The sequence below is a fragment of the Burkholderia sp. PR2 genome (assembly GCF_052372875.1).
GTDB lineage: Bacteria > Pseudomonadota > Gammaproteobacteria > Burkholderiales > Burkholderiaceae > Burkholderia > Burkholderia diffusa.
The window spans coordinates 1,892,400-1,911,469 of the sequence record NZ_JBQRWH010000001.1 but is presented as its reverse complement, the minus strand read 5'-3'; the positions used below and the strand labels follow the sequence as shown (position 1 = coordinate 1,911,469).

The 19,070-nt window shown below is 68.9% G+C and carries 17 protein-coding genes; 9 read left to right on the top strand and 8 right to left on the bottom strand.

Annotation, left to right across the window (positions count from 1 at the left end; genetic code table 11):
* Positions 1-264 precede the first annotated feature (264 nt).
* From ACT2FV_RS08325 to ACT2FV_RS08300, 6 genes are all read left to right on the top strand, one after another.
* Complete coding sequence (locus tag ACT2FV_RS08325; RefSeq protein ID WP_151050491.1) at positions 265-1,164, top strand: IclR family transcriptional regulator; 900 nt, start codon at positions 265-267, stop codon at positions 1,162-1,164.
* A 331-nt stretch (positions 1,165-1,495) separates the two neighbouring features.
* On the top strand, positions 1,496-2,611 hold the full coding sequence (locus ACT2FV_RS08320) for a porin (protein WP_444503912.1): 1,116 nt from the start codon (positions 1,496-1,498) through the stop codon (positions 2,609-2,611).
* A gap of 39 nt (positions 2,612-2,650) precedes the next feature.
* A complete protein-coding gene (locus ACT2FV_RS08315) occupies positions 2,651-2,872 on the top strand; it encodes a DUF3311 domain-containing protein (protein ID WP_124901417.1) in 222 nt (73 codons plus the stop codon).
* Positions 2,869-4,347, top strand: coding sequence for a sodium:solute symporter family protein (locus ACT2FV_RS08310; protein ID WP_059601323.1), 1,479 nt, complete (start codon positions 2,869-2,871; stop codon positions 4,345-4,347). The genes ACT2FV_RS08315 and ACT2FV_RS08310 overlap by 4 nt, the downstream gene beginning before the upstream one ends.
* Before the next feature lie 103 nt (positions 4,348-4,450).
* On the top strand, positions 4,451-5,923 hold the full coding sequence (locus ACT2FV_RS08305) for an amidohydrolase family protein (RefSeq protein WP_151050489.1): 1,473 nt from the start codon (positions 4,451-4,453) through the stop codon (positions 5,921-5,923).
* Positions 5,924-6,054: 131 nt separating this feature from the next.
* Entirely contained in the window at positions 6,055-6,438 is a 384-nt protein-coding gene (locus ACT2FV_RS08300) for a hypothetical protein (protein ID WP_124620888.1), read from the top strand.
* A gap of 107 nt (positions 6,439-6,545) precedes the next feature.
* Here the strand turns inward: ACT2FV_RS08300 and ACT2FV_RS08295 are convergent, their stop codons facing one another.
* The 4 genes from ACT2FV_RS08295 to ACT2FV_RS08280 form a co-directional block, all read right to left on the bottom strand.
* Complete coding sequence (locus ACT2FV_RS08295; RefSeq protein ID WP_444503615.1) at positions 6,546-8,108, bottom strand: methyl-accepting chemotaxis protein; 1,563 nt, start codon at positions 8,106-8,108, stop codon at positions 6,546-6,548.
* A 526-nt stretch (positions 8,109-8,634) separates the two neighbouring features.
* Positions 8,635-9,405, bottom strand: coding sequence for an ABC transporter substrate-binding protein (locus tag ACT2FV_RS08290; protein ID WP_059601335.1), 771 nt, complete (start codon positions 9,403-9,405; stop codon positions 8,635-8,637).
* 151 nt (positions 9,406-9,556) lie between these two features.
* Positions 9,557-10,786 (bottom strand): cyanate transporter, encoded by a 1,230-nt coding sequence (locus ACT2FV_RS08285; RefSeq protein WP_444503614.1) that lies wholly within the window; start codon positions 10,784-10,786, stop codon positions 9,557-9,559.
* 227 nt (positions 10,787-11,013) lie between these two features.
* Positions 11,014-11,883, bottom strand: a complete 870-nt coding sequence (locus ACT2FV_RS08280) for a helix-turn-helix transcriptional regulator (protein WP_151051917.1) — start codon at positions 11,881-11,883, stop codon at positions 11,014-11,016.
* Positions 11,884-11,977: 94 nt separating this feature from the next.
* On the opposite strand from ACT2FV_RS08280, the gene ACT2FV_RS08275 reads away from it, so the two are divergent.
* Entirely contained in the window at positions 11,978-12,871 is an 894-nt protein-coding gene (locus ACT2FV_RS08275) for an SDR family oxidoreductase (protein ID WP_444503613.1), read from the top strand.
* Positions 12,872-13,146: 275 nt separating this feature from the next.
* Here the strand turns inward: ACT2FV_RS08275 and ACT2FV_RS08270 are convergent, their stop codons facing one another.
* The 3 genes from ACT2FV_RS08270 to ACT2FV_RS08260 form a co-directional block, all read right to left on the bottom strand.
* Positions 13,147-14,523 carry an FAD-containing oxidoreductase gene (locus ACT2FV_RS08270; protein WP_444503612.1) on the bottom strand — a complete coding sequence of 459 codons (1,377 nt, stop codon included), beginning with the start codon at positions 14,521-14,523 and terminating at the stop codon, positions 13,147-13,149.
* 161 nt (positions 14,524-14,684) lie between these two features.
* On the bottom strand, positions 14,685-15,260 hold the full coding sequence (locus ACT2FV_RS08265; RefSeq protein WP_444503611.1) for a hypothetical protein: 576 nt from the start codon (positions 15,258-15,260) through the stop codon (positions 14,685-14,687).
* The gene (locus ACT2FV_RS08260; protein ID WP_444503610.1) at positions 15,260-15,724 is read right to left on the bottom strand and encodes a GNAT family N-acetyltransferase; all 465 of its coding nucleotides are present in this window, start codon (positions 15,722-15,724) and stop codon (positions 15,260-15,262) included. Before ACT2FV_RS08260 ends, ACT2FV_RS08265 begins: the two co-directional genes overlap by 1 nt.
* A 152-nt stretch (positions 15,725-15,876) precedes the next feature.
* Between ACT2FV_RS08260 and ACT2FV_RS08255 the strand changes: the two genes are divergently transcribed.
* A complete protein-coding gene (locus tag ACT2FV_RS08255) occupies positions 15,877-16,515 on the top strand; it encodes a LysE family translocator (RefSeq protein WP_059601350.1) in 639 nt (212 codons plus the stop codon).
* Positions 16,516-16,654: 139 nt separating this feature from the next.
* Here the strand turns inward: ACT2FV_RS08255 and ACT2FV_RS08250 are convergent, their stop codons facing one another.
* Positions 16,655-17,866 (bottom strand): hypothetical protein, encoded by a 1,212-nt coding sequence (locus ACT2FV_RS08250; protein ID WP_444503609.1) that lies wholly within the window; start codon positions 17,864-17,866, stop codon positions 16,655-16,657.
* A gap of 459 nt (positions 17,867-18,325) precedes the next feature.
* On the opposite strand from ACT2FV_RS08250, the gene ACT2FV_RS08245 reads away from it, so the two are divergent.
* The gene (locus ACT2FV_RS08245; RefSeq protein ID WP_124620909.1) at positions 18,326-19,069 is read left to right on the top strand and encodes a DUF3348 domain-containing protein; all 744 of its coding nucleotides are present in this window, start codon (positions 18,326-18,328) and stop codon (positions 19,067-19,069) included.
* Position 19,070: the final 1 nt, after the last annotated feature.

Sequence of the window (19,070 nt, the reverse complement as noted above, 5' to 3'; positions counted from 1 at the left end):
CGGTGCGTCATTGACGCGGACTCTAGCCAGCCATATTGGGGAGCGTCAATTTCGAATTCTGCTCAGCGGGATGAATTTCTGAAAAATTCCGGTTGGCGGAATACTTTTGGACATGGAAGAAAAATCGTTCCGTTGAATGAAGGCTGGCCAGGGGGTGAAAAGCACGCGTCAATCCCGTGCACACCCGGATGCCCGACGCATTTCGGCGGCACGACAATGGCGTCTGGCATATTCCGTTCAATGAAATCATCGAGGAGAACTCGCATGCAGGAACCGCATTCGCGCGGAACGTCGCGTGCCGCACGCATGCCGTCCCCGGACGAGGACGCCGCTGCCGATGCCGCCGATGCGGCCGGCGCGCCGGGCACCGGCATGCTGCAGCGCGCGTTCGCGATCCTGCGCGCGCTGGCCGGCATGCAGCAGGACGGCGTGCGCGTCACGCACCTCGCGAGGGCCGTCGGCCTCACGCAAGGCACGGCGCACCGGATCCTGCAATCGCTGATCGCGGAAGGGATGGTCGAACAGGACGAGCAGTCGAAGCTGTACCGGTTGAGTGTCGACTTCTTCGCGCTCGCCGCGCTGGCCGGCAACCCGAGCAGCATGCGTACGCTGTGCCGGCCCGCGCTGCTGCGGCTGTGCGCGAGTCTCGGCGAGACGATCTTCCTGCTCGTGAAGAGCGGCTTCGACGCCGTGTGTCTCGATCTGTGCGAAGGGCCGTTCCCGATCCGCTCGTTTACCGGCGACATCGGCGGGCGCATCGCGCTCGGCGTCGGGCAGGGCAGCCTCGCGATCCTCGCGTTCCTGCCGGAAGCCGAGCGCGAGGAAGTGATCCGCTTCAACGTGCCGCGCATTCGCGGCTACGGCGTGCTCGACGAGGTGTACCTGCGCACCGAGATCGAACGCGTGCGCCAGCTCGGCTATGCAGGGCGCAACAGCGGCGTGCTCGACGGGATGGCCGGCGTCGCGGTGCCGATCCTCGACCGCACCGGTTATCCGGTCGGTGCGCTGAGCGTCGGCACGCTGGCGTCGCGCCTCGGTGACGACCGGATGCCGATGGTCGTCGAACTGCTGCGGCGCCAGGCCGACGCGATCGGCCCGCGCACGAACCCGTTCGATGCCGCATTGCGGCGGCCGATGCACGGGCTATCCGGGAAAACCGCGTAGCCGCCGCATAGCCGCATCACGCGTCGCCGTTTCGTCAGCTTGCTTGCACGCGCCATTCACGTCTGAGCAAAGTGCGCCACGTCACGCGGGCCTCAAGGCTTTCTGTTTGCTTGCAGGCGCGCGCTTTTCCCGCCCACCTCCGCTTCATTCGTCTCCATTCGATTTTCAACTGCCGGCCAGTTGAACATTTCATTTCTTGATGCGATTGCGGCTGGATACCATCCAGCCACTGTCCATACAAGCCGACCGGCGCGTATGGCCAGCATCGAGAAAACACAACACAACATCGACAAGACGGTTTGGAGAGGAGAAGACGGAGATGGTGCGAACGATGGGCAGGAAGACGGGCGTCGCGTGCATGAGCGCGGCCATTGCGATGATGTTCGCCGGCGCCGCGCATGCGCAGTCGACGGTGACGCTGTACGGGATCGTCGACGCCGGCGTGACCTACACGAACAACGCGAAGGGCCATGCGCTGTGGCAGTTCACGGGCGGCAACGAATCGGGCCCGCGCTGGGGCTTGATCGGCACCGAGGATCTCGGCGGCGGCCTGAAGGCGAACTTCCGGCTCGAGAACGGCTTCAACGTCGCGAACGGCGCGCTCGGGCAGGGCGGCCGGATGTTCGGCCGCTCGGCATGGGTCGGCCTGAGCGGCGCGAGCTGGGGTGCGGTGACGCTCGGCCGCCAGTACAACTCGACGCAGGACATCCTCGGTTCGCTGCAGATGAGCAGTTTCCTCGCGCAGTACTCGACGCATCCGTTCGACAACGACGACATCAACAACATGTTCCGCACCAACAACGCGGTCAAGTACGTGTCGCCGACGATCGCGGGCCTGCAGGCGAATTTGATGGTCGGGTTTTCGAACTCGACGGGCTTCTCGAACGACAACACGTGGAGCGCGGGCGTCACGTATGCGAACGGGCCGCTGAACGCGGGTGCCGCCTATGCGCGCGTGAACCATCCGGCGGCCAGCGCGACGGGCGCCGTCGCGTCCGACAACTATTACCCGGGCTCGGCGTCGGTGTTCGGCGCCGGCCTGTCGAACGCGGTGCGCCAGCAGATCTGGGGCGCGGGCGGCAGCTATGCGATCGGGCAGGCGACGCTCGGGCTGCTGTACACGGGCTCGAACTTCGGCCAGGCGACGGGCGGCGCGCTGCGTTTCAGCAATTACGAAGGCAGCGTGCGCTACCTGATCACGCCCGCGTTGATGGCCGCGGCCGGCTACACGTATACGAAGGTCGCGCGCGGTGGCGACGACGGTCACTACCAGCAGGTGTCGGCCGGCGTTCAGTACCTGCTGTCCAAGCGCACCGACGTGTACGTGAACGGCTTCTACCAGAAGGCGTCGTCGGGTGTGGGCCATGCGTGGATCGACGGCACCGACGGCCCGTCGTCGACGACGTCGCAGGTGGCGGCGGTGGTCGGCATCCGCCAGAAGTTCTGATGCCCTGACGCGTTCGCGCGTCTTCCGGAGGAGACATAGATGAAATTCAAACTATTGCTGGCGGCGTTGCCGTTCGTCGGGATGTACACCGGCGGCTCGATCGCCGAGGTGCGGCCGCTGCTGTTCGGCCTGCCGTTCCTGCTCGTATGGAACCTGATCTGGATGGCGGCGACCGCCGCGATCCTCGCGATCCTGTTCCACCTCGACGAGCGCGGCGAGGGCCACAAGGCCCGCGACGGCCGCACGGGAGACGCGCGATGAACGCATCGATCCTCATCATCGCGGCGTTCGCCGTGTTCGCGCTCGCGATCGGCGTGATGGCACGGCGCGGCCGCAAGCTCACGCTCGAACAGTGGGCGGTCGGCGGGCGCGGCTTCGGCTCGCTGCTCACGTTCCTGCTGATGGCCGGCGAGGCGTTCTCGACGTTCTCGTTCCTCGGCGCGAGCGGCTGGACCTACAGCAAGGGCGTGCCTGCGTTCTACATCCTGTCGTACGGCTGCCTCGCGTTCGTGATCGGCTACTGGATGCTGCCCGCGGTGTGGCGCTACGCGAAGGAACGCGGGCTCGTGTCGTTCGCCGATTACTTCGCGTCGAAGTACGACAGCCGCGCGATCGGCGTACTGGTGTCGGTGGTGGCCGTGTTCGCCATGGTGTCGCTCCTGATGATCCAGCTGCGTGGCCTCGGCGTGATCGTGTCGGAGATGTCGTACGGGCTGATTCCGCAATCGGCCGCGATCTGGATCGCCGCGTCGCTGATGGCGGTCTACATGGTCGTGTCGGGCATTCACGGCTCCGCGAGCATCGCGATCTTCAAGGACGTGCTGATCCTCGCGATCGCGATCTTCCTCGGCCTGTACCTGCCGATGCACTATTACGGCGGGCTCGGCGAGATGTTCGCGAAGATCGACGCCGCGCATCCCGAACTGCTGCGCATGCCCGAGCACGGCTTCAACCTGAGCTGGTACAACTCGACGATCCTGCTCACGTCGCTCGGCTATTACCTGTATCCGCACGGCTTCACCGCGATCTACGTCGCGAAGGACGAACGCGCGCTGCGCCGCAACGTGATCCTGATGCCGCTGTACCAGGTGCTGATCGCGTTCCTGTTCCTCGTCGGCTTCGCGGCCGTGATGACCGTGCACGGGCTCGAAGGCGCGCAGACCGACCTCGCGCTGCTGCGCCTCGTGAAGCAGACGTTCCCCGCGTGGTTCGTCGGCATCGTCGGCGGCACGGGCCTGCTGACCGCGCTGGTGCCGGGCTCGCTGATCATGCTGAACGCATCGACGACGATCGCGCGCAACATCTACCGCGATGGCTTCGCGCCGAATGCGACCGATCGCGAGGTGACGAGCGTCGCGCGAATCGCGCTGCCGATCTTCACGCTGGTCGTCGTCTACTTCGTGCTGCGCGGCGGTGCCACCTTCGTCACGCTCGCGATCTTCTCGTCGAGCCTGCTCACCCAGCTCGTGCCGATGCTCGCGTCGAGCTTCCTGAAGCGGCCGTTCGGCACGCGGGAAGGGGCATTCGCCGGGATCGTCGCCGGTGCGATCGTAATCGCGATGACGAACTACTACGGCGTGACGCTCGCCTCGCTGTTCCCCGGCGCATCGAGCACGTTGACGTCGATCAACCCCGGGCTGGTCGCGCTCGCCGTGAACGCCGTCGTGTTCATCGCGATCAGCGCGGCGCAGCGCAAGCTGAAGGCGCGAGTGGCGGCACCCGTCCGCTCCGCATGACGTCACGATCGACATGCCGCCGTCGAGCCGCCGGGCAGCCGCCCGGCGGTTTTTCCGTTCGGCGGCCCCCTAACCATTTCGCATTCCAACAGGACACCAGGCGATGACGACCGAGGACAAAGCCGACGACCGGCGCGAAGCAATCGATACGCTGATCGCGAACGGCTGCGTGATCACGATGGACCCGCAGCGGCGCGTGATCGAGAACGGCGCGGTTGCCGTGAAGGGCGATCGCATCGTCGCCGTTGGCGACACCACTGGGTTGCAGGCGCGTTTCCGCGCCGCGCGCACGATCGACGCGCGCCGCAAGGCCGTGCTGCCGGGCCTGATCGATTCGCATGCGCACGCCGGCCACGCGATGCTGCGCACGATCGGCGGCGCGGACGGCGACGCGTGGTCGGCCGCGGCCGAGACGATCTATACGCGCGCGTCGGACGAGGCGTTCTGGGAAACCGAATCACACCTCGCGGCGCTCGAACGGCTGAAGGCCGGCGTGACGACGGGCGTGTCGCTGCTCGGCGGCGGCAACTCGATCATGCGCGTCGACGATCCCGTCTACGCGCGGCGCCATTGCGATGCGGTCGTGCGTACCGGCACGCGCTCGATCGTGGCGGTTGGCCCGTCGCGCCCACCCGCGCCGCGCGCGTACACGCGCCACGGGCCTGACGGCAGCGAGACGCGCGACGTCGATTTCGACACGATGTACGACGTGTGCGAGCGCATCGTCGACGCATGCCATGGCGATGCCGGCGGCCGGATCCGGATCGCGCTCACGCTGCCGGTGTACGGTCCCGAGCACGACCCCGAAGTCGCGCGGTACGAGCGCGACTTCCGCGACCAGGCGGCGCGCTACGGCGCGCTGGCGCGCGCACGCGGCCTGACGTTCACGCAGGACGGGCATCGCGCGGGCACGCTCGCGTTCGCGCATCGCGAACTCGGGCTGCTCGGTCCGACGGCGTTCATGTCGCACAGCATCGACCTGACCGACGACGACATCGCGGCGTGCGTGGAAACCGGCACCGCGATCGTCCACAATCCGAGCGCGATCATGTCGATCATCGGCCGCTGCCCGGTGCCCGAGCTGATCGATGCGGGGGTGACCGTCGCGATCGCGTCCGACGGCGCGGCGCCAGATCGCGGGTACGACATGTTCCGACACATGTGGCAGTGCATGCACTACCATCGCCGCCACTTCCGCGACCCGGACGTGCTGCCGCACGGCAAGGTGCTGGAGATGGTGACGATCGACGCGGCGAAGGCGCTGTCGCTCGATCGCGAAATCGGTTCGCTCGAAGCCGGCAAACTCGCCGACGTCATCCTCGTCGATCTGTTCCGCCCGCACATGATGCCGATGAACATGCCCGTGTATCGCGTGACGTGTTTCGCGAACGCGGCCGACGTGTGCATGACGATGGTCGGAGGACGCGTGCTGATGGACGATCGCCGTGTGTTGTCGGTCGACGAGAACGAGATTCTCGAGCGCGTGACGACGGTCGCGGAGACGATGATCGCGCGCAGCGGGTTGCGGCACCTGCTCGACGAGCCGAAGACGCTGTGGGGGCGCAGTCGCTACTGAACGCCGCCGTGGCGGCAGTGGTTTGCGCGGTGCAATGACGGCGAGGTCGGCCCGGTTCGGGCCGGGTTTTTTTCTGGTTTCGCCGCCGACGGACATGCTAGGATTTCCGTCAAACAACTCCGGAGACTGCTATGCCGTTCATCTGCGAAAACGTTGAATGCCGCGCCGTGCTGGCTCGCGGTCAGGTCAAGCCCAGTCGCGAAGAAGCGGGGTGGTGTTTCTACTGCCCGGACTGCAAGGCCAGGAACGAGTTGACGATTGCCGGCGTGCCGGACGGTCCTGTCGAGTGGCATCAGCCGGAGAGAGCCAGTCCCCCGCACAAGGTCGTCGCGACGGCGCGCCCGCTGGAAGACGGCGGGTTCGCAGCCCAGCTGCGCGTTCAGCGGGCGCTCGCCGTGAAAGGAACCTACGCGGCCGAAGAGCGCTGGGAGCAGCTCGGCGTATTCCCCGACGCACAGGAGGCCGTCGCGCACGCGAAGTCCTTCGCGATGGACCTGCTGGCACGGGCGGCCTAGGCGCGAGCGGCCCGCCGGACGATCCACATTTTGCCGGCAACGACACCGGGCCGCGGCTCGGGTGTCGTGCCGCGCCGGCAGGCCCGACACCGGTCGGGCCGGTCACATCACGCGACCGCCACATCTCGAAGACGGAATTGCGCGACGGCATCGCTCAGTCGTGCGCTCTGATCCTCGAGCGACAGCGCCGCGGCGGCTGCTTCTTCCACCAGCGCGGCATTGCGCTGCATCGTCTGCTCCATCTGGATGACCGCGGCATTCACCTGCTCGATGCCGGCCGATTGCTCGTCGAATGCGATGCTCGTTTCGCCCATGATCGCATTCACGCGCTCGACCGCGGCGACGAGATCGTTCATCGCCGAGCCGGCGAGTGCGACGAGGCCGCTGCCGTCTTCGACGCGCTGCGCCGAGTGGCCGATGAGTTCGCGAATCTCCTTCGCCGCCGACGCGCAGCGCTGCGCGAGCCCGCGCACCTCGGTTGCCACCACGGCGAAGCCACGCCCCTGTTCGCCCGCGCGTGCCGCTTCGACCGCGGCATTCAACGCAAGGATGTTCGTCTGGAATGCGATGCTTTCGATCACGCCGACGATGCCGGAGATCCGCGTGGAGCTGTGCGAGATCGCCGACATCGTTTCGACGACGCGCTGCATCGCGTCGCCGCCTTTCGATGCGATGCCGGCCGCGCCTTGCGCGTAAGTGCGCGCATCGCGCGCGTTGTCCGCGTTCTGCCGGACGGTCGCCGTCAGCTGTTCCACGCTCGCCGCCGCCTGCTGCAGCGACACGGCCTGCTGCTCCGTGCGCGCGGACAGGTCGACGTTGCCGCTCGCGATCGTGCGGACGTCGCCGACGATCGTCTCCGTGCTCGAGCGCACCTGATTCACGGTTTCGACGAGGCCGTCCTGCATCCGCTTCAATGCATTCAGCAAATACGCCATTTCGTTTTCGCCGGGAATGACGACCGTGCCGGTCAGGTCGCCTTTCGAAATCCTGTCGAAATGCGCGACGGCGAGATGGATCGGCGCGATGATCGCCGTCGCGAGCACGCGCTGCGCCAGGAAGCCGACGATCAGCGCGAACAGGGCGACCGCCACCATGGCCCACACGATCCGGTGGAAGCGCTCGCCGGCTGCATCGTAGCGCGCCTTCTGGCGGGCGACCTGGAACGATTCGAGCGCGTCGATCGCTTCCTGGTAGGCGGTGAAGAGTGCCGGCGGCGCGGTGCGGTGCGTGTCGAGGAAGTCGAATGCGTTGTCGTGATCGAGTTGCGACATCGCCTTCAGGAACACCTGGTCGAGCAGCGTGCGACGGCGATTGCGCAGTGTGTCGAACAGCGCTTGCTCGTCGGCGTCGCGCGTGTGCAGGCGCGTGTACGCGTCCAGTTCGTCGTCGCTCTGCTTGAGGAGCGTGTGCAGTTGCGCGATTTCCGCCTTCGCGGGCTGGCCGGCGCTGATGATCTGCGCGACGTCGCTCACGCGTTCGCGCAGCACGAGCATGCGCTCCGAGCTGGTTTTCAGGTGCAGCAGCGACGCGGTGTCGTCGCGGTACATCGCTTCGAGCGAGCCGTTGCCCGCGTAGAGGGCGGCGATGCACGCGCCGACGACCAGCACGAGCAGCGCCGTATAGCCGGCGATGGTCGCGACGAGTCCGCCGCGGATGGTGAGTTTTCGCATGACGTTCCCTTGCCGGCGGCCCGACGGGCGGCCGACGGCGGATGTGGATTCCGGATCACGAACGACGACGGCGCGCCGCGTCGAAATGCGGGGCGCCAGGGTTGCGAACGGGTTAACGGCAGGCGCGGCGCGGAGGTTTTATCTGCACGCGACGCGAATCTGGACGAATGCGACAGAAGGGCGGCGGTGGAGGGCGGATACGTTGCCGTGGTGAACGGCGTGCCGACGGCCGAGGCACGCATCGCCACCGCGAAGCGACGCGCACTCGCCGTTGGCGATCGCGAGCGGGCGGGAGGCGCCGGGCATGGCCGTCGTGCGTTCGCCGTCGGCCGTTGCGGTCATCGCGGGGCATCGTTCGCGCCACATGTCGATCGCGCGGTGGTCGTCAGACGATCGAGCGGCGCAATTGCACAGGCGGCTGGTCAAAGAGAACTTCGCGGACCGGTTGCCGAAAGCAGGAACGGGGCATCGCGCTCGCGCGCGACGCCCCTTCGCATCGGCAGGCGGCCGCAGCCGGTCGCATCCGTCAGTTGTAGATATCGAACGAGAAATACTTCTTCGCGATTCGCTGATACGTGCCGTCCTGAATCAGGCTCGCGAGCGCCTGGTTGATCTGCGTGCGCAGCGCGTCGTCATCCTTGCGTACGCCGATCGCGGAGCCGACGCCGAGCGTCTTCGGATCGTGCAATGGCGGCCCCGCGAATTCGAAGTTCGCCCCCTTCGCCGTCTTCAGGAAGCCGAGATCGGCCTGCACCGACGATTGCAGCGACGCGTCGAGGCGGCCCGCAATCAAATCCTGATAGACGAGATCCTGCGTCTGGTACGTGCGCACGATTACGCCCTTCGGTTCCCAGTACGTGCGCGCATAGGTTTCCTGCGTCGACCCCTGCTCGACGCCGACGCTCTTGCCGGCCAGCGACCCGGCCGTCGGTTGCAGGTTCGAGCCGCGTCGCGCGACGAGGCGCGGCGGCACGTTGTTGATCTTGTCGGTGAACGCGATCTGAGCGAGGCGCTTCTCGGTCACGCTCATCGACGACAGCACGCCGTCGAATTTGCGCGCCTTCAGCGCGGGGATCATCCCGTCGAAGGCGTTTTCGACCCACACGCAGCGCACCTTCATGCGTTCGCAGATCGCGTTGCCGAGATCGATGTCGAAGCCGACGAGCTTGCCGTCCGGTGCGAGCGATTCGAACGGCGCGTAGCTGGGATCGACGCCGAGGCGCAGGACGGCCGGGTCTTTCGCGGCGGCGGCGCCTGCCGTCAGCGCAAGCGCGACGGCGATGACGAGCTTTTTCATGATTGTCTCCATGATCGATTGATGTCGTGTGCGGTGAAGCGAATGTGCGGCCGGTGGGCGTGACGGCCCGCGCCCGGCCATGCGCGGGCGGCTGGACGAGCGCCGGCGGATGCCGGCGATCGTCCGGATCGGGGAATCCGGTGGCTCGGTGTCAGTGCGCCGCGCTGGCGATGCACGCCATGCTGCGCCGGTAGCCGTCGGGAGAGAACGCGGCGTTCAACGCGGCCATCAATGCGATCACGCCGACATGCAGCCACCACGCGATCGCGAAGCCGCCGCCCGCGTCGCGCAGCCAGCCGATCAGCCAGGGGCTCGCGGCGACGATCAGGAAGCCGATGCCCTGCACGAACGCGGCGAGCGCGCCCGCGAGCCGCGCATCGGGCAAGTGGTCGAGCGTGACGATCAGGCTCATCGAGAAGAATCCGCCGAGCCCGACGCCGACGCTCGCGACCGACAGCCACGGCGCGAGCGCAGGCACCGTCGCGAAGCCGACGAAGCCGACCGCCTGCAACGCGAGCGTGAGCCACAGCACGGGGCGGCGATCGTGCGAGCGTTTCGCGAGCAGCGGCATCGCGAGCGCGCCTGCCGCCTGGAACAGCGCCATCCAAGCGAGCAGGTTGCCGCTCGCCTGCGAGCTCATGCCGACGCTGTGATAGAACGCGGGCAGCCACGCGACGAGGCTTGCGTAGCCGCTGTTGCTGAGGCCGAAGAACAGCGCGAGTTGCCATGCGCGCGGAATCCGGGCGAACGCGGTGACGGGCGCCGATACCGTCGCGGCATGCACCGCGTCGCGCGGCGCCTTCGCGCGCCATAGCGCGAGCGTCACGAGCGCGGGCACGGCCCAGACGGCGAGCGACAGATGCCAGCCGCCGTGCGCGGCGAGCCACGGGCTCGCGACCGCGCCGAATGCGCCGCCGCCGACGAGCGCCGCCGAATAGAGCCCCATCGCGAGCGGCAGCCGGTCGGCGAACCAGCGCTTGGCGAGGCCCGGCGCGAGCGACTGGACCACCGCGACGCCCGCGCCCGCGACGACCGCCGTGACGACCAGCCCGGTGCTGTTTCCGGTCCACAGCCGCGCGATGCAGCCCGCGGCGATCAGCGCCAGCGCGGTGGCGAGCGCGCGCTGCTCGCCGACGTGTCGTGCAAGCCCGACGCCGACGCCGGCGACGACGCCCATCAGCACGAACGGCAGCGTGGTCAGCAGCGCGGCCGCGCGGAAACCGAGGCCCGTGTCGGCACGCACGATGTCGAGCACGGGGCCGAATGCGGTCAGGAACGGACGCAGGTTGAGGCCGGCGAGCACCAGCAACGCGAGTGCGCCGCAGGATACGGAGGCCGCGTGCGGGCGGGAAACGGCGTGTGCGGTGCCGGGGTCGGTCATCGGAATGCTCCAGGGGCCAGTGGCCTTGTGATGCGATGCCGAAAGGGTAAAGGCGTGCTTACCCAGGTGAAAATTAAATATTCGACTGGGTGTCAGTGCGGAATGTGATGGCGGGGCGCGGCGTGACGGGGCCCGATGGGCGACGCCGTCGGGGCGGGCGGCGTGGCCGTTTCGGGCGCGGCGCCGGGTGCGAATCCGGGAGCGGCTCCGGGCGCAGATTCGACACGCTAGGCGGCCGGCACGTGCGGTCCGTCGTCCCGTTCGCGGGCCTTTTCACGCGCGGCGACGAGTGTCCGGATGCGCGCACGATCGGCCGGCGTCGCCGGCGTGAAGATCACGAGACTCAGGTCCGGGCGGCCGGTCACCGAGAACGCCGAGTATTCGAGCGCGATCCGGCCGGCTCGCGGGTGACGAATCTCCTTCGTCCCTTCGTCATGCGAATGAATGTCGTGGTCGCGCCACATCGCGTCGAACTCGGCGCTCGTCGCGCGCATCTCGTCGACGAACGTCTGCACGGCCTGCGTCGCCCCGCCGCGCGCGATGTCGGCGCGAAACGCGCCCACCGCGAACCGCGCGACGCGTTCCCAGTTCTGCTGCGCGTAGCGCACCCCGGCATCGACGAAGATCAGCCGCAGGATGTTGCGCGCGGGCGGCAGCAGCGTCGCATAGTCGGTCAGCGTCGCGGCGGCCGCGTCGTTCCACGCGACGACGTCCCACGTCGCCGTGCGCACGATCGCGGGGCTGGCGTCGAGCGAATCGAGCACGTGCTGCAGGCGCGGCGTGACATCGCTGCTCGCGTGATACCGCACCTCGGGCGGATGGCCGAGGCCGATCAGGAACAGATGCTCGCGTTCGGCGTCGTTGAGCAGCAGCGCGCGGGCGAGCCGGTCGAGCACGTCGGCCGACGGCGCGCCGCCGCGGCCCTGTTCGAGCCACGTGTACCACGCGGCGCTCACGTGCGCGCGCTGCGCGACTTCCTCGCGCCGCAGGCCCGGCGTGCGGCGGCGCGCGACGGGCAGCCCGAGCGCGGCCGGATCGAGTTTCTCGCGGCGGTCCCGAAGGTACGCGCCGAGCAGGTTGTCGGATGCGTCAGCCATAGCCTGTTAGTTCGTTTACCGGTAAACCGTCACGTCTTCACCGCGCGCGACGGTCGACAGATAGTAAGCCTCTCGTTCATTCGGAGGTGTCGAAATGCGTGTCTTTGTTACGGGAGCGTCGGGCTTCGTCGGCTCCGCGGTCGTTGCCGAACTCGTGGCCGCCGGGCATGCGGTGCTCGGTCTCGCGCGGTCCGACGCGGCCGCCGCGGCGGTCGCGGCCGCGGGCGCCGATGTCCATCGCGGGTCGCTGGAGGATCTCGACAGCCTGACGCGCGGTGCCGAGGCCGTCGACGCGGTGATCCACACGGGATTCAATCACGACTTCTCGCGCTTCGCGGAAAACTGCGAGCTCGACCGCCGCGCGATCGAGACGATCGGTGCGGTGCTCGCGGGGTCGGCGCGGCCGCTGGTCGTCACGTCGGGCCTCGCGCTCGTCGCACCCGGCCGCGCGGCGACGGAGGACGATCCACATGTGCCGGTGTCGGCGACCTATCCGCGCGCGTCGGAAGCGACGGCGGCGGCGCTGGACGCGCGCGGCGTATGCGCGTCGGTCGTGCGCCTGCCGCCGTCCGTGCACGGCGACGGCGATCATGGCTTCGTGCCGCGCCTGATCGCGTTCGCGAGGGAGAAGGGCGCCTCGGCGTATCTCGGCGACGGCGGCAACCGCTGGCCGGCCGTGCATCGGCTCGATGCGGCGCGCGTGTACCGGCTCGCGGTCGAACGCGGCGCGCCCGGCGCGCGCTATCACGCGGTCGACGATACGGGCGTGCCGTTCCGCGAGATCGCGGAGGTGATCGGCCGCCGGCTGAACGTGCCGGTCGTGTCGAAATCGGCCGCGCAAGCCGGCGAGCACTTCGGCTGGTTCGCGATGTTCGCTGGAATGGATGCGCCCGCAACGAGCGAGCGCACGCGGGCGTCGCTCGACTGGGCGCCGGTGCAGCCGCGGTTGCTGGCCGACATCGACCGGCCGCGGTACTTCGAGACCTGATGCGCGAATGCGCGAGGCGTGCCGTCGTTTCCGACCGGCACGCCCGGCGGCGCAACGTTCAGACGGTCACGACGATCCTGCCGACCTGCGCGCCGGCTTCCATGCACCGACGGGCCTGGGTGATGTCGTCGAACGCGAACGGCCCTCTTCGCACACGGTTCGACGCCGGGGCGCCGCGCGCAACGCACGCAGCGCACGCAACGTACGCAACGTACGCAACGCAAGCGCGAACCGGACGCGCGGGATGCAGCGGATGCGCGCCCGCCGGTCGCGCCTCATTCGACCGGATGCAGGTCCTGCAGCAGCGTCGGCACGAGCTCCGACACGGTCGGGTGAATGTGCATCGCGCGGCTGATCGTCGTGTACGGCGCGCCGGCGGCCATCACGTCCAGCAACCCGTGCACGACTTCGTCGCCCGTCACGCCGAGGATCGACGCGCCGAGGATCGCGTGGTTGTCCGCGTCGACGATCACCTTCATGAAGCCCTGGCTCTCGCCTTTTTCGACCGCGCGGCCGACCCGCGTCATCGGCCGCGTGCCCACCAGCAGCCGGCGGCCGGTCTGCCTCGCTTCCGCGAGCGTCATGCCGACGCGGCCGAGCGGCGGGTCGATGTACATCGCGTACGCGGTGATGCGGTCGGACACCTTGCGCGGATCGTCGTCGAGCAGGTTGGCCGCGACGATTTCATAGTCGTTGTACGCGGTGTGCGTGAATGCGCCGCGTCCGTTGCAGTCGCCGAGCGCCCAGATGCCGGGCACATTGGTGCGCAGCTGGTCGTCGACCGTGATGTAGCCGCGCGCGTCGACCGCGACGCCTGCCTGCTCGAGCCCGAGATCGTCGGTGTTCGGCACGCGGCCGACCGCGAGCAGCAGGTGCGAGCCCGCGACCTCGCGGCGGCCGCCCGTGCAGTCGAGGACGACCACGACGCCGTCGCCGTCGCGCCGCGCGGTCAGGCAGTTCGCATCGAGCTGCACGTCGATGCCTTCGTTCGCGAGAATCTCGTGCACGGCCTGCGAGACGTCCTCGTCCTCGCGACGGATCAGGCGCGACCCTTTCTCGACGATCGTGACCTGCGCGCCGAAGCGGCGGTACATCTGACCGAATTCGAGCCCGACGTAGCTGCCGCCGACGATCACGAGATGCTCGGGCAGGAAGTCGACGTCCATCATCGTCGAGTTGGTCAGGTACGGCACCGAGTCGAGGCCCGGCATCGGCGGGATTTGCGCGCGCCCGCCGACGTTGATGAAGATGCGGCCGGCTTCGAGCACTTCGTCGCCGACGCGTACCGCGTTCGCCCGCTCGAATCGGGCATGACCCTGAAACACGGTGGTGTTGTCGAGCCCCCGCACCCATTGCTCGACGCCGTGGTTCGAGCGGCCGGAAATCTGGTCCTTGCGCGCCTTCACGGCCTTCATGTCGACGCTGACGGTGCCGACCGACACGCCGTATTCGGCCGCACGACGCGCAAGCTGCGCCGCGTACGCGCTCGCGATCAGCGTCTTGGTCGGAATGCAGCCGGTGTTCACGCAGGTGCCGCCGAAGCGGCCGCGCTCGACGACCGCGACTTTCATGCCGGCGCCCGCGAGCCGCGCGGCGAGCGGTGGACCGGCCTGGCCCGTGCCGATGACGATCGCGTCGAAGTGTTGCGTCATGACGTCCTCCTGCGCTGGTTCAACGTGGGAACGGTGGCGCGCAAGACGCATGCCGCGTCGGCGCGCGCCCGAACGGCGACGAGCGCTTATGGTAGACCGGTTGGCGGGGGGAGGCGAGTTGCGTCGATGCAAGCGGCGGAGCCTCGTTCGCCCACGGTTTTTCAGTCCTTGCGCCGCCATTGGCCGAACGTCACCGGCCGGTGCGCATCGGCGCGCATGACGGTGACTTCGTCGGGCTTGTCGTCGAGCGGAAACGATTCGGTGTAGATCTCGCTGGAGAACAGCCAGCCGTGGGTGCGCGGGTCGTAGCGGAACGTCACGTAGTCGCTCCAGTGCTGCCCGCACGCGACGAAGTTCTGCACGGTGAAATAGCGGCCTTTCACCGAGAGGCCGCTGTCGGCGGCGTCTTCGGGATCGAACGGATCGCACTGGCCGCCTTCGTTCGCGCGCAGGACCACGTGGTCGTTGCGCGCGGCGAGCCGGTACGCGTGATCGGGCCGCTCCTCGAAGATCAGCAGCGGGCGGGGCGACGGCTGCCCGCGCGAATCGGCCGCGCGATGCACGACGACGAGAAAACTGCGCCGTCCGTCGCCGAGGTCCGGCCCTTCCTGCGCGACGAACGGCTGGTAGCCGGACGGCAGTTGCGTCGCGATGGATTGCGGCAGGCCGTCGGCCCGTGCGCCGGACGACAGCGCGGCGAGCAGCGCAAGGAGGGCACGGTGCGCGGTCGTGCCCATCACAGATCCCGCCCGAGAAACTCGGTGCCGGGCACCGGATTGAACGCAACGGGCGGTGCCGGCGTGAAGTCGAGCGAACCATACAGTTGCCTTGCGGCGACGAATTCCGGCAGCACGTCGAGACACATCCGCGCATAACCGGCCGCCTTCGCGTCGCACAGCCGCCGCTCGACGAGCTGGCGGCCGACGTTCAGCCCGCGCGCCTCGGGACGCACGTATACGCGCTTCATCTCGCACGTCGTCGCGTCGATTTCGCGAAACGCCGCGCAGCCGACCACGCGCCCGGCGCGCCACGCGAGCAGCAATTGCCCGCGCGGCGCCGCGTATTTGCCCGGCAGCGCGGCGAGTTCCGGCTCATAGTCCTGGAACGCGAGGCTGACCGTGGGGCTCGCGATGTACTCGCGGAAAATCGCTTCGACGACGGCGGCATCGTCGGGATAGCGGGCGGCGCGAATCTCGATCATGGGGGCGTGGCGCGATGGCGGGAGCGGCATCCAGCATAGCAGTGCGCGGATGCTTCCGGCGGCCCGCGAAGCGTGCCAGAATCGTCGACTTCACCGTTGGGAATCGACACGCAGGCGCCGGCGCTTCGGCGTCGCTGATCAAGGAGACTTCGATGACTGCATCGGCTGCTGTACTCGCCATTCTGGCCGCGCTGTGGCTTGGCGCGATGATTCCGGGCCCGAGTTTCGTGCTGGTCGCCCGCAATTCGATCGGGCTGTCGCGCCGCGACGGGCTGGCGACCGCGCTCGGCATGGGCGTCGGCGGGATCGCGTTCGGCGGCGTCGCGCTGGCCGGGCTCTACACGCTGCTGCAGGCCGTCGAATGGCTGTACGTGGGACTCAAGCTGGCGGGCGGCGCCTACCTGATCTACATGGCGTCGAAGATCTGGCGCGGCGCCGACAGGCCGATCGCGATGGAAGATGCGCAGGCCGTCGTCGCCGGCAGCGCGCGCAAGTCGTTCTGGATCGGCCTCACGACCCAGCTCAGCAACCCGAAGACGGCAATCTGGTACGGCAGCATCTTCGCGGCGCTGTTGCCGCAGCATCCGCCGCTCTGGTGCTACCTGGCGCTGCCGCCGCTCGTGTTCGGCGTCGAATTCGGCTGGTACACGATCGTCGCGCTGTGCTTCTCGACCCGCCGGCCGCGCGAACTCTACCTGCGCGCGAAGAAGTGGGTCGACCGCGTCGCGGCCGGCGCGATCACGCTGCTCGGCCTGCGGCTGATCCTGAACGCGCCGAAGGCGGGGATCTGACGGCAGGCGGTGTCGCCGGGGGGCGCGCCGCCGTTGCATTCCTGACAGGCATGCCGCCACGGCCGCTCATTCCGGCACATGGCGTGGCGGGCGCAGCCCCGGCCCCGACTCACCGCGCCCTGCGCGCGCCAAGCGCGCGTCACACCGCCGGAAATCGTTCGAGCAGCGCCGCGAACCGCGCGTCATCCGGAAACGCCGTCACTTCATACCGCACCGGCCGGTGCGCGGTGGCCGTCATCAGGTCGCCGCATGCGTCCCGCAGCGCGGCCATCGGCACGTGGGCCGACTGCCGCGTCGCTTCACGATAGAGCACGACGATATCCGTCTCGGGCAGCAGCGTCGGCACGCCGTCGCTCCACACGCCGACGCTGAACAGCTCGCCGTTCTGCCGCCGGTACACGGTGTACGACGCCACGAAGACGTCGGTGCCGTCCCGCTTGTGCAGATCGTCCAGCAGCGTCCGCTGATCCTGATAGTCGCCCGCGAGTTCGTCCACGCGCAGCGCGTGCAGCTTGGCTTCCAGCCCTGCCGGGACGAAATTCCGCCACGCGGCGCCGTCCCAGCGCAGCATCAGCGGCGGCAGCGGACGCGGCTGCGCGCGCGCCTGTTCCGCGAGTTCGACCATCGTCGCGAGCCCGGCCGCGTTGCGGTCGCCGGTGAGCAGCAGCACGGCCCGGTTCGGCGCCATCACCACCGGCGCGCCGGAGATCGGCTGGCGGTGCAGCAAGTCGGTCAGCAGGAGCCGCGCCGCGTCGTAGTAGTCGCCGAACTGCGAAACGAACACGCCGTCGCGCAACGCGGCCCACGGCGCCGACGACGCACCGCGCAGGTTGTCGATCGCGATGTCGCATGCGTCGTCGAAGCTGACGCCCCATTCGGCGAGCCGCGCGCTCGTCAGCCGCGCGACGCTGAATTCGCCGTCGTACGCGATGCCGATCTCGAGGTTCTCGCACAGCGTCCGGAACGCGACTTCCGACGCGGCGGGCTGTCCGGCGAGCTGCAGCGCGACCGTGCCGCGCTCGGTCGCGCTGCGGATCACGGGGCGCAGCCGTGCGCGGACGTCCGCGAAGTTCGCCGGAATCTCGTGCTGCATCATCGCGCTCGCCTGGCGCTGCAGCGTCGCTTCGCGCTCGGCCGGCTTCGCGTCCGCATAGTCGCGGAACAGGTTGTGCAGGTTGATGATGTTCGACGGGACATCCGCTTGCACGAGACGGCCCTTGTCGTCCTCGTGAAGCCACTCGCGCGTGTCGCCGGTCGCGCGCAGCGCGGCGATCAGGCGGTCGGCGAAGTCCTGCCGGCTAGGCGGTTTGCTGAAGCGCTCGCGCAGGCGCGCGACGAAGTCGGAAAGCATCGTGAGCGGTCGGGCAGGCCCGTCTGTTATCAGTCGTTGTCATGGGCAGCGGCGCCGGTCTCCCGGGGCGCCGCCTGCGTCCCGCGGATATCGGCCGGATATCCATGGTGCGGGCGGCCCGCGCGCCGGCTGCAGGGCGGCGCGGGCCCGCATCGGGCACGAATCGGGTGCGAATCGCGCGGCGGGTGTCGCGATGGTACCGCACGTCCGTGACGGAATCGTATGCGGGCGAACAGGATGTCTGGCGTGAACCGGCGCCCGCCGGGGCTTCGGAAGGCGTCCGGATGCGTGGCCGGCGCCGCACCGGCGCACCGGGAAACCCCGGCGATCGGCCTGCGAGCCTTGTGCTGCGGGCGTTCGCGCCGGTTGCGCGGCGTACCGGGCCGAGCCGCTTCCGCGATTCTGGCGGTCGACCTCCCGACGACGTGTAAACTGCTGCCTTTTTTGACGGTTTGCAGCATGGTGCAAGCACCCCCGCGCCCGGCACTGAGCGGCCCGACGCTCGTCCGGCTGCTCGCGCGCCTGACCGATGCCGACGTCGCGGAATCCCGGCTGACGCTGTCGGACCGCCTGAGCCAGTGGCTCGGCTGGACCGACGCGATCACGCTGTCGTCCGCGCTGAATGCGAGCCCGCCCGGCGTCGCGGCCGGCGTGCGTGGTTACGACGCGGAGCGTGACTGCGCGCGCGTGCGCCACGACCTCGCGCAGGCGATCACGGCCGCCCTCCGCCCGCGCACGCGGCGGCGTCCCGGCGAGTTGCCGCCGCCGTCCGCCGACACGGCCGACTTCGCGGATTTCCGCCAGAGCTGTCTGTCGCTCCAGCAGGAAATGGAGACCGCGATCGGACAGTTGCGCGGCCGCTTGCGGGTCGCGGTCGCCGCGCGCTCGTCCGGGATGGCGCGGCTCGCGACGCTCGACGCGATCATGGAGCGCGTGCTCGGCGCGCGCGAGCGCAGCCTGCTGTCCGCCGTGCCCGCGCTGCTCGGTACGCGCTTCGAGCGGCTGCGCGACGCGGAACGGCAGGCACTGGCCGACGCGCAAGCGGCGGCCGATGCCGAGGGCGACGCCCCGCCCGCCGCGGCGATCGTGCCCGGCACGTGGCTCGACACGTTCCGCAACGAGATGCAAAGCATCCTGCTCGCCGAACTCGAAGTCCGGTTTCAAACGGTAGACGGGCTGCTCGCGGCCCTTCGTACCTGCTAAT

Bases quoted from the DNA above. Each gene is read 5' to 3' on its own strand.
- ACT2FV_RS08325 (WP_151050491.1), top strand. From the start codon at position 265: ATGCAGGAACCGCATTCGCGCGGAACGTCGCGTGCCGCACGCATGCCG.
- ACT2FV_RS08320 (WP_444503912.1), top strand. From the start codon at position 1,496: ATGGGCAGGAAGACGGGCGTCGCGTGCATGAGCGCGGCCATTGCGATG.
- ACT2FV_RS08315 (WP_124901417.1), top strand. From the start codon at position 2,651: ATGAAATTCAAACTATTGCTGGCGGCGTTGCCGTTCGTCGGGATGTAC.
- ACT2FV_RS08310 (WP_059601323.1), top strand. From the start codon at position 2,869: ATGAACGCATCGATCCTCATCATCGCGGCGTTCGCCGTGTTCGCGCTC.
- ACT2FV_RS08305 (WP_151050489.1), top strand. From the start codon at position 4,451: ATGACGACCGAGGACAAAGCCGACGACCGGCGCGAAGCAATCGATACG.
- ACT2FV_RS08300 (WP_124620888.1), top strand. From the start codon at position 6,055: ATGCCGTTCATCTGCGAAAACGTTGAATGCCGCGCCGTGCTGGCTCGC.
- ACT2FV_RS08295 (WP_444503615.1), bottom strand. From the start codon at position 8,108: ATGCGAAAACTCACCATCCGCGGCGGACTCGTCGCGACCATCGCCGGC.
- ACT2FV_RS08290 (WP_059601335.1), bottom strand. From the start codon at position 9,405: ATGAAAAAGCTCGTCATCGCCGTCGCGCTTGCGCTGACGGCAGGCGCC.
- ACT2FV_RS08285 (WP_444503614.1), bottom strand. From the start codon at position 10,786: ATGACCGACCCCGGCACCGCACACGCCGTTTCCCGCCCGCACGCGGCC.
- ACT2FV_RS08280 (WP_151051917.1), bottom strand. From the start codon at position 11,883: ATGGCTGACGCATCCGACAACCTGCTCGGCGCGTACCTTCGGGACCGC.
- ACT2FV_RS08275 (WP_444503613.1), top strand. From the start codon at position 11,978: ATGCGTGTCTTTGTTACGGGAGCGTCGGGCTTCGTCGGCTCCGCGGTC.
- ACT2FV_RS08270 (WP_444503612.1), bottom strand. From the start codon at position 14,523: ATGACGCAACACTTCGACGCGATCGTCATCGGCACGGGCCAGGCCGGT.
- ACT2FV_RS08265 (WP_444503611.1), bottom strand. From the start codon at position 15,260: ATGGGCACGACCGCGCACCGTGCCCTCCTTGCGCTGCTCGCCGCGCTG.
- ACT2FV_RS08260 (WP_444503610.1), bottom strand. From the start codon at position 15,724: ATGATCGAGATTCGCGCCGCCCGCTATCCCGACGATGCCGCCGTCGTC.
- ACT2FV_RS08255 (WP_059601350.1), top strand. From the start codon at position 15,877: ATGACTGCATCGGCTGCTGTACTCGCCATTCTGGCCGCGCTGTGGCTT.
- ACT2FV_RS08250 (WP_444503609.1), bottom strand. From the start codon at position 17,866: ATGCTTTCCGACTTCGTCGCGCGCCTGCGCGAGCGCTTCAGCAAACCG.
- ACT2FV_RS08245 (WP_124620909.1), top strand. From the start codon at position 18,326: ATGGTGCAAGCACCCCCGCGCCCGGCACTGAGCGGCCCGACGCTCGTC.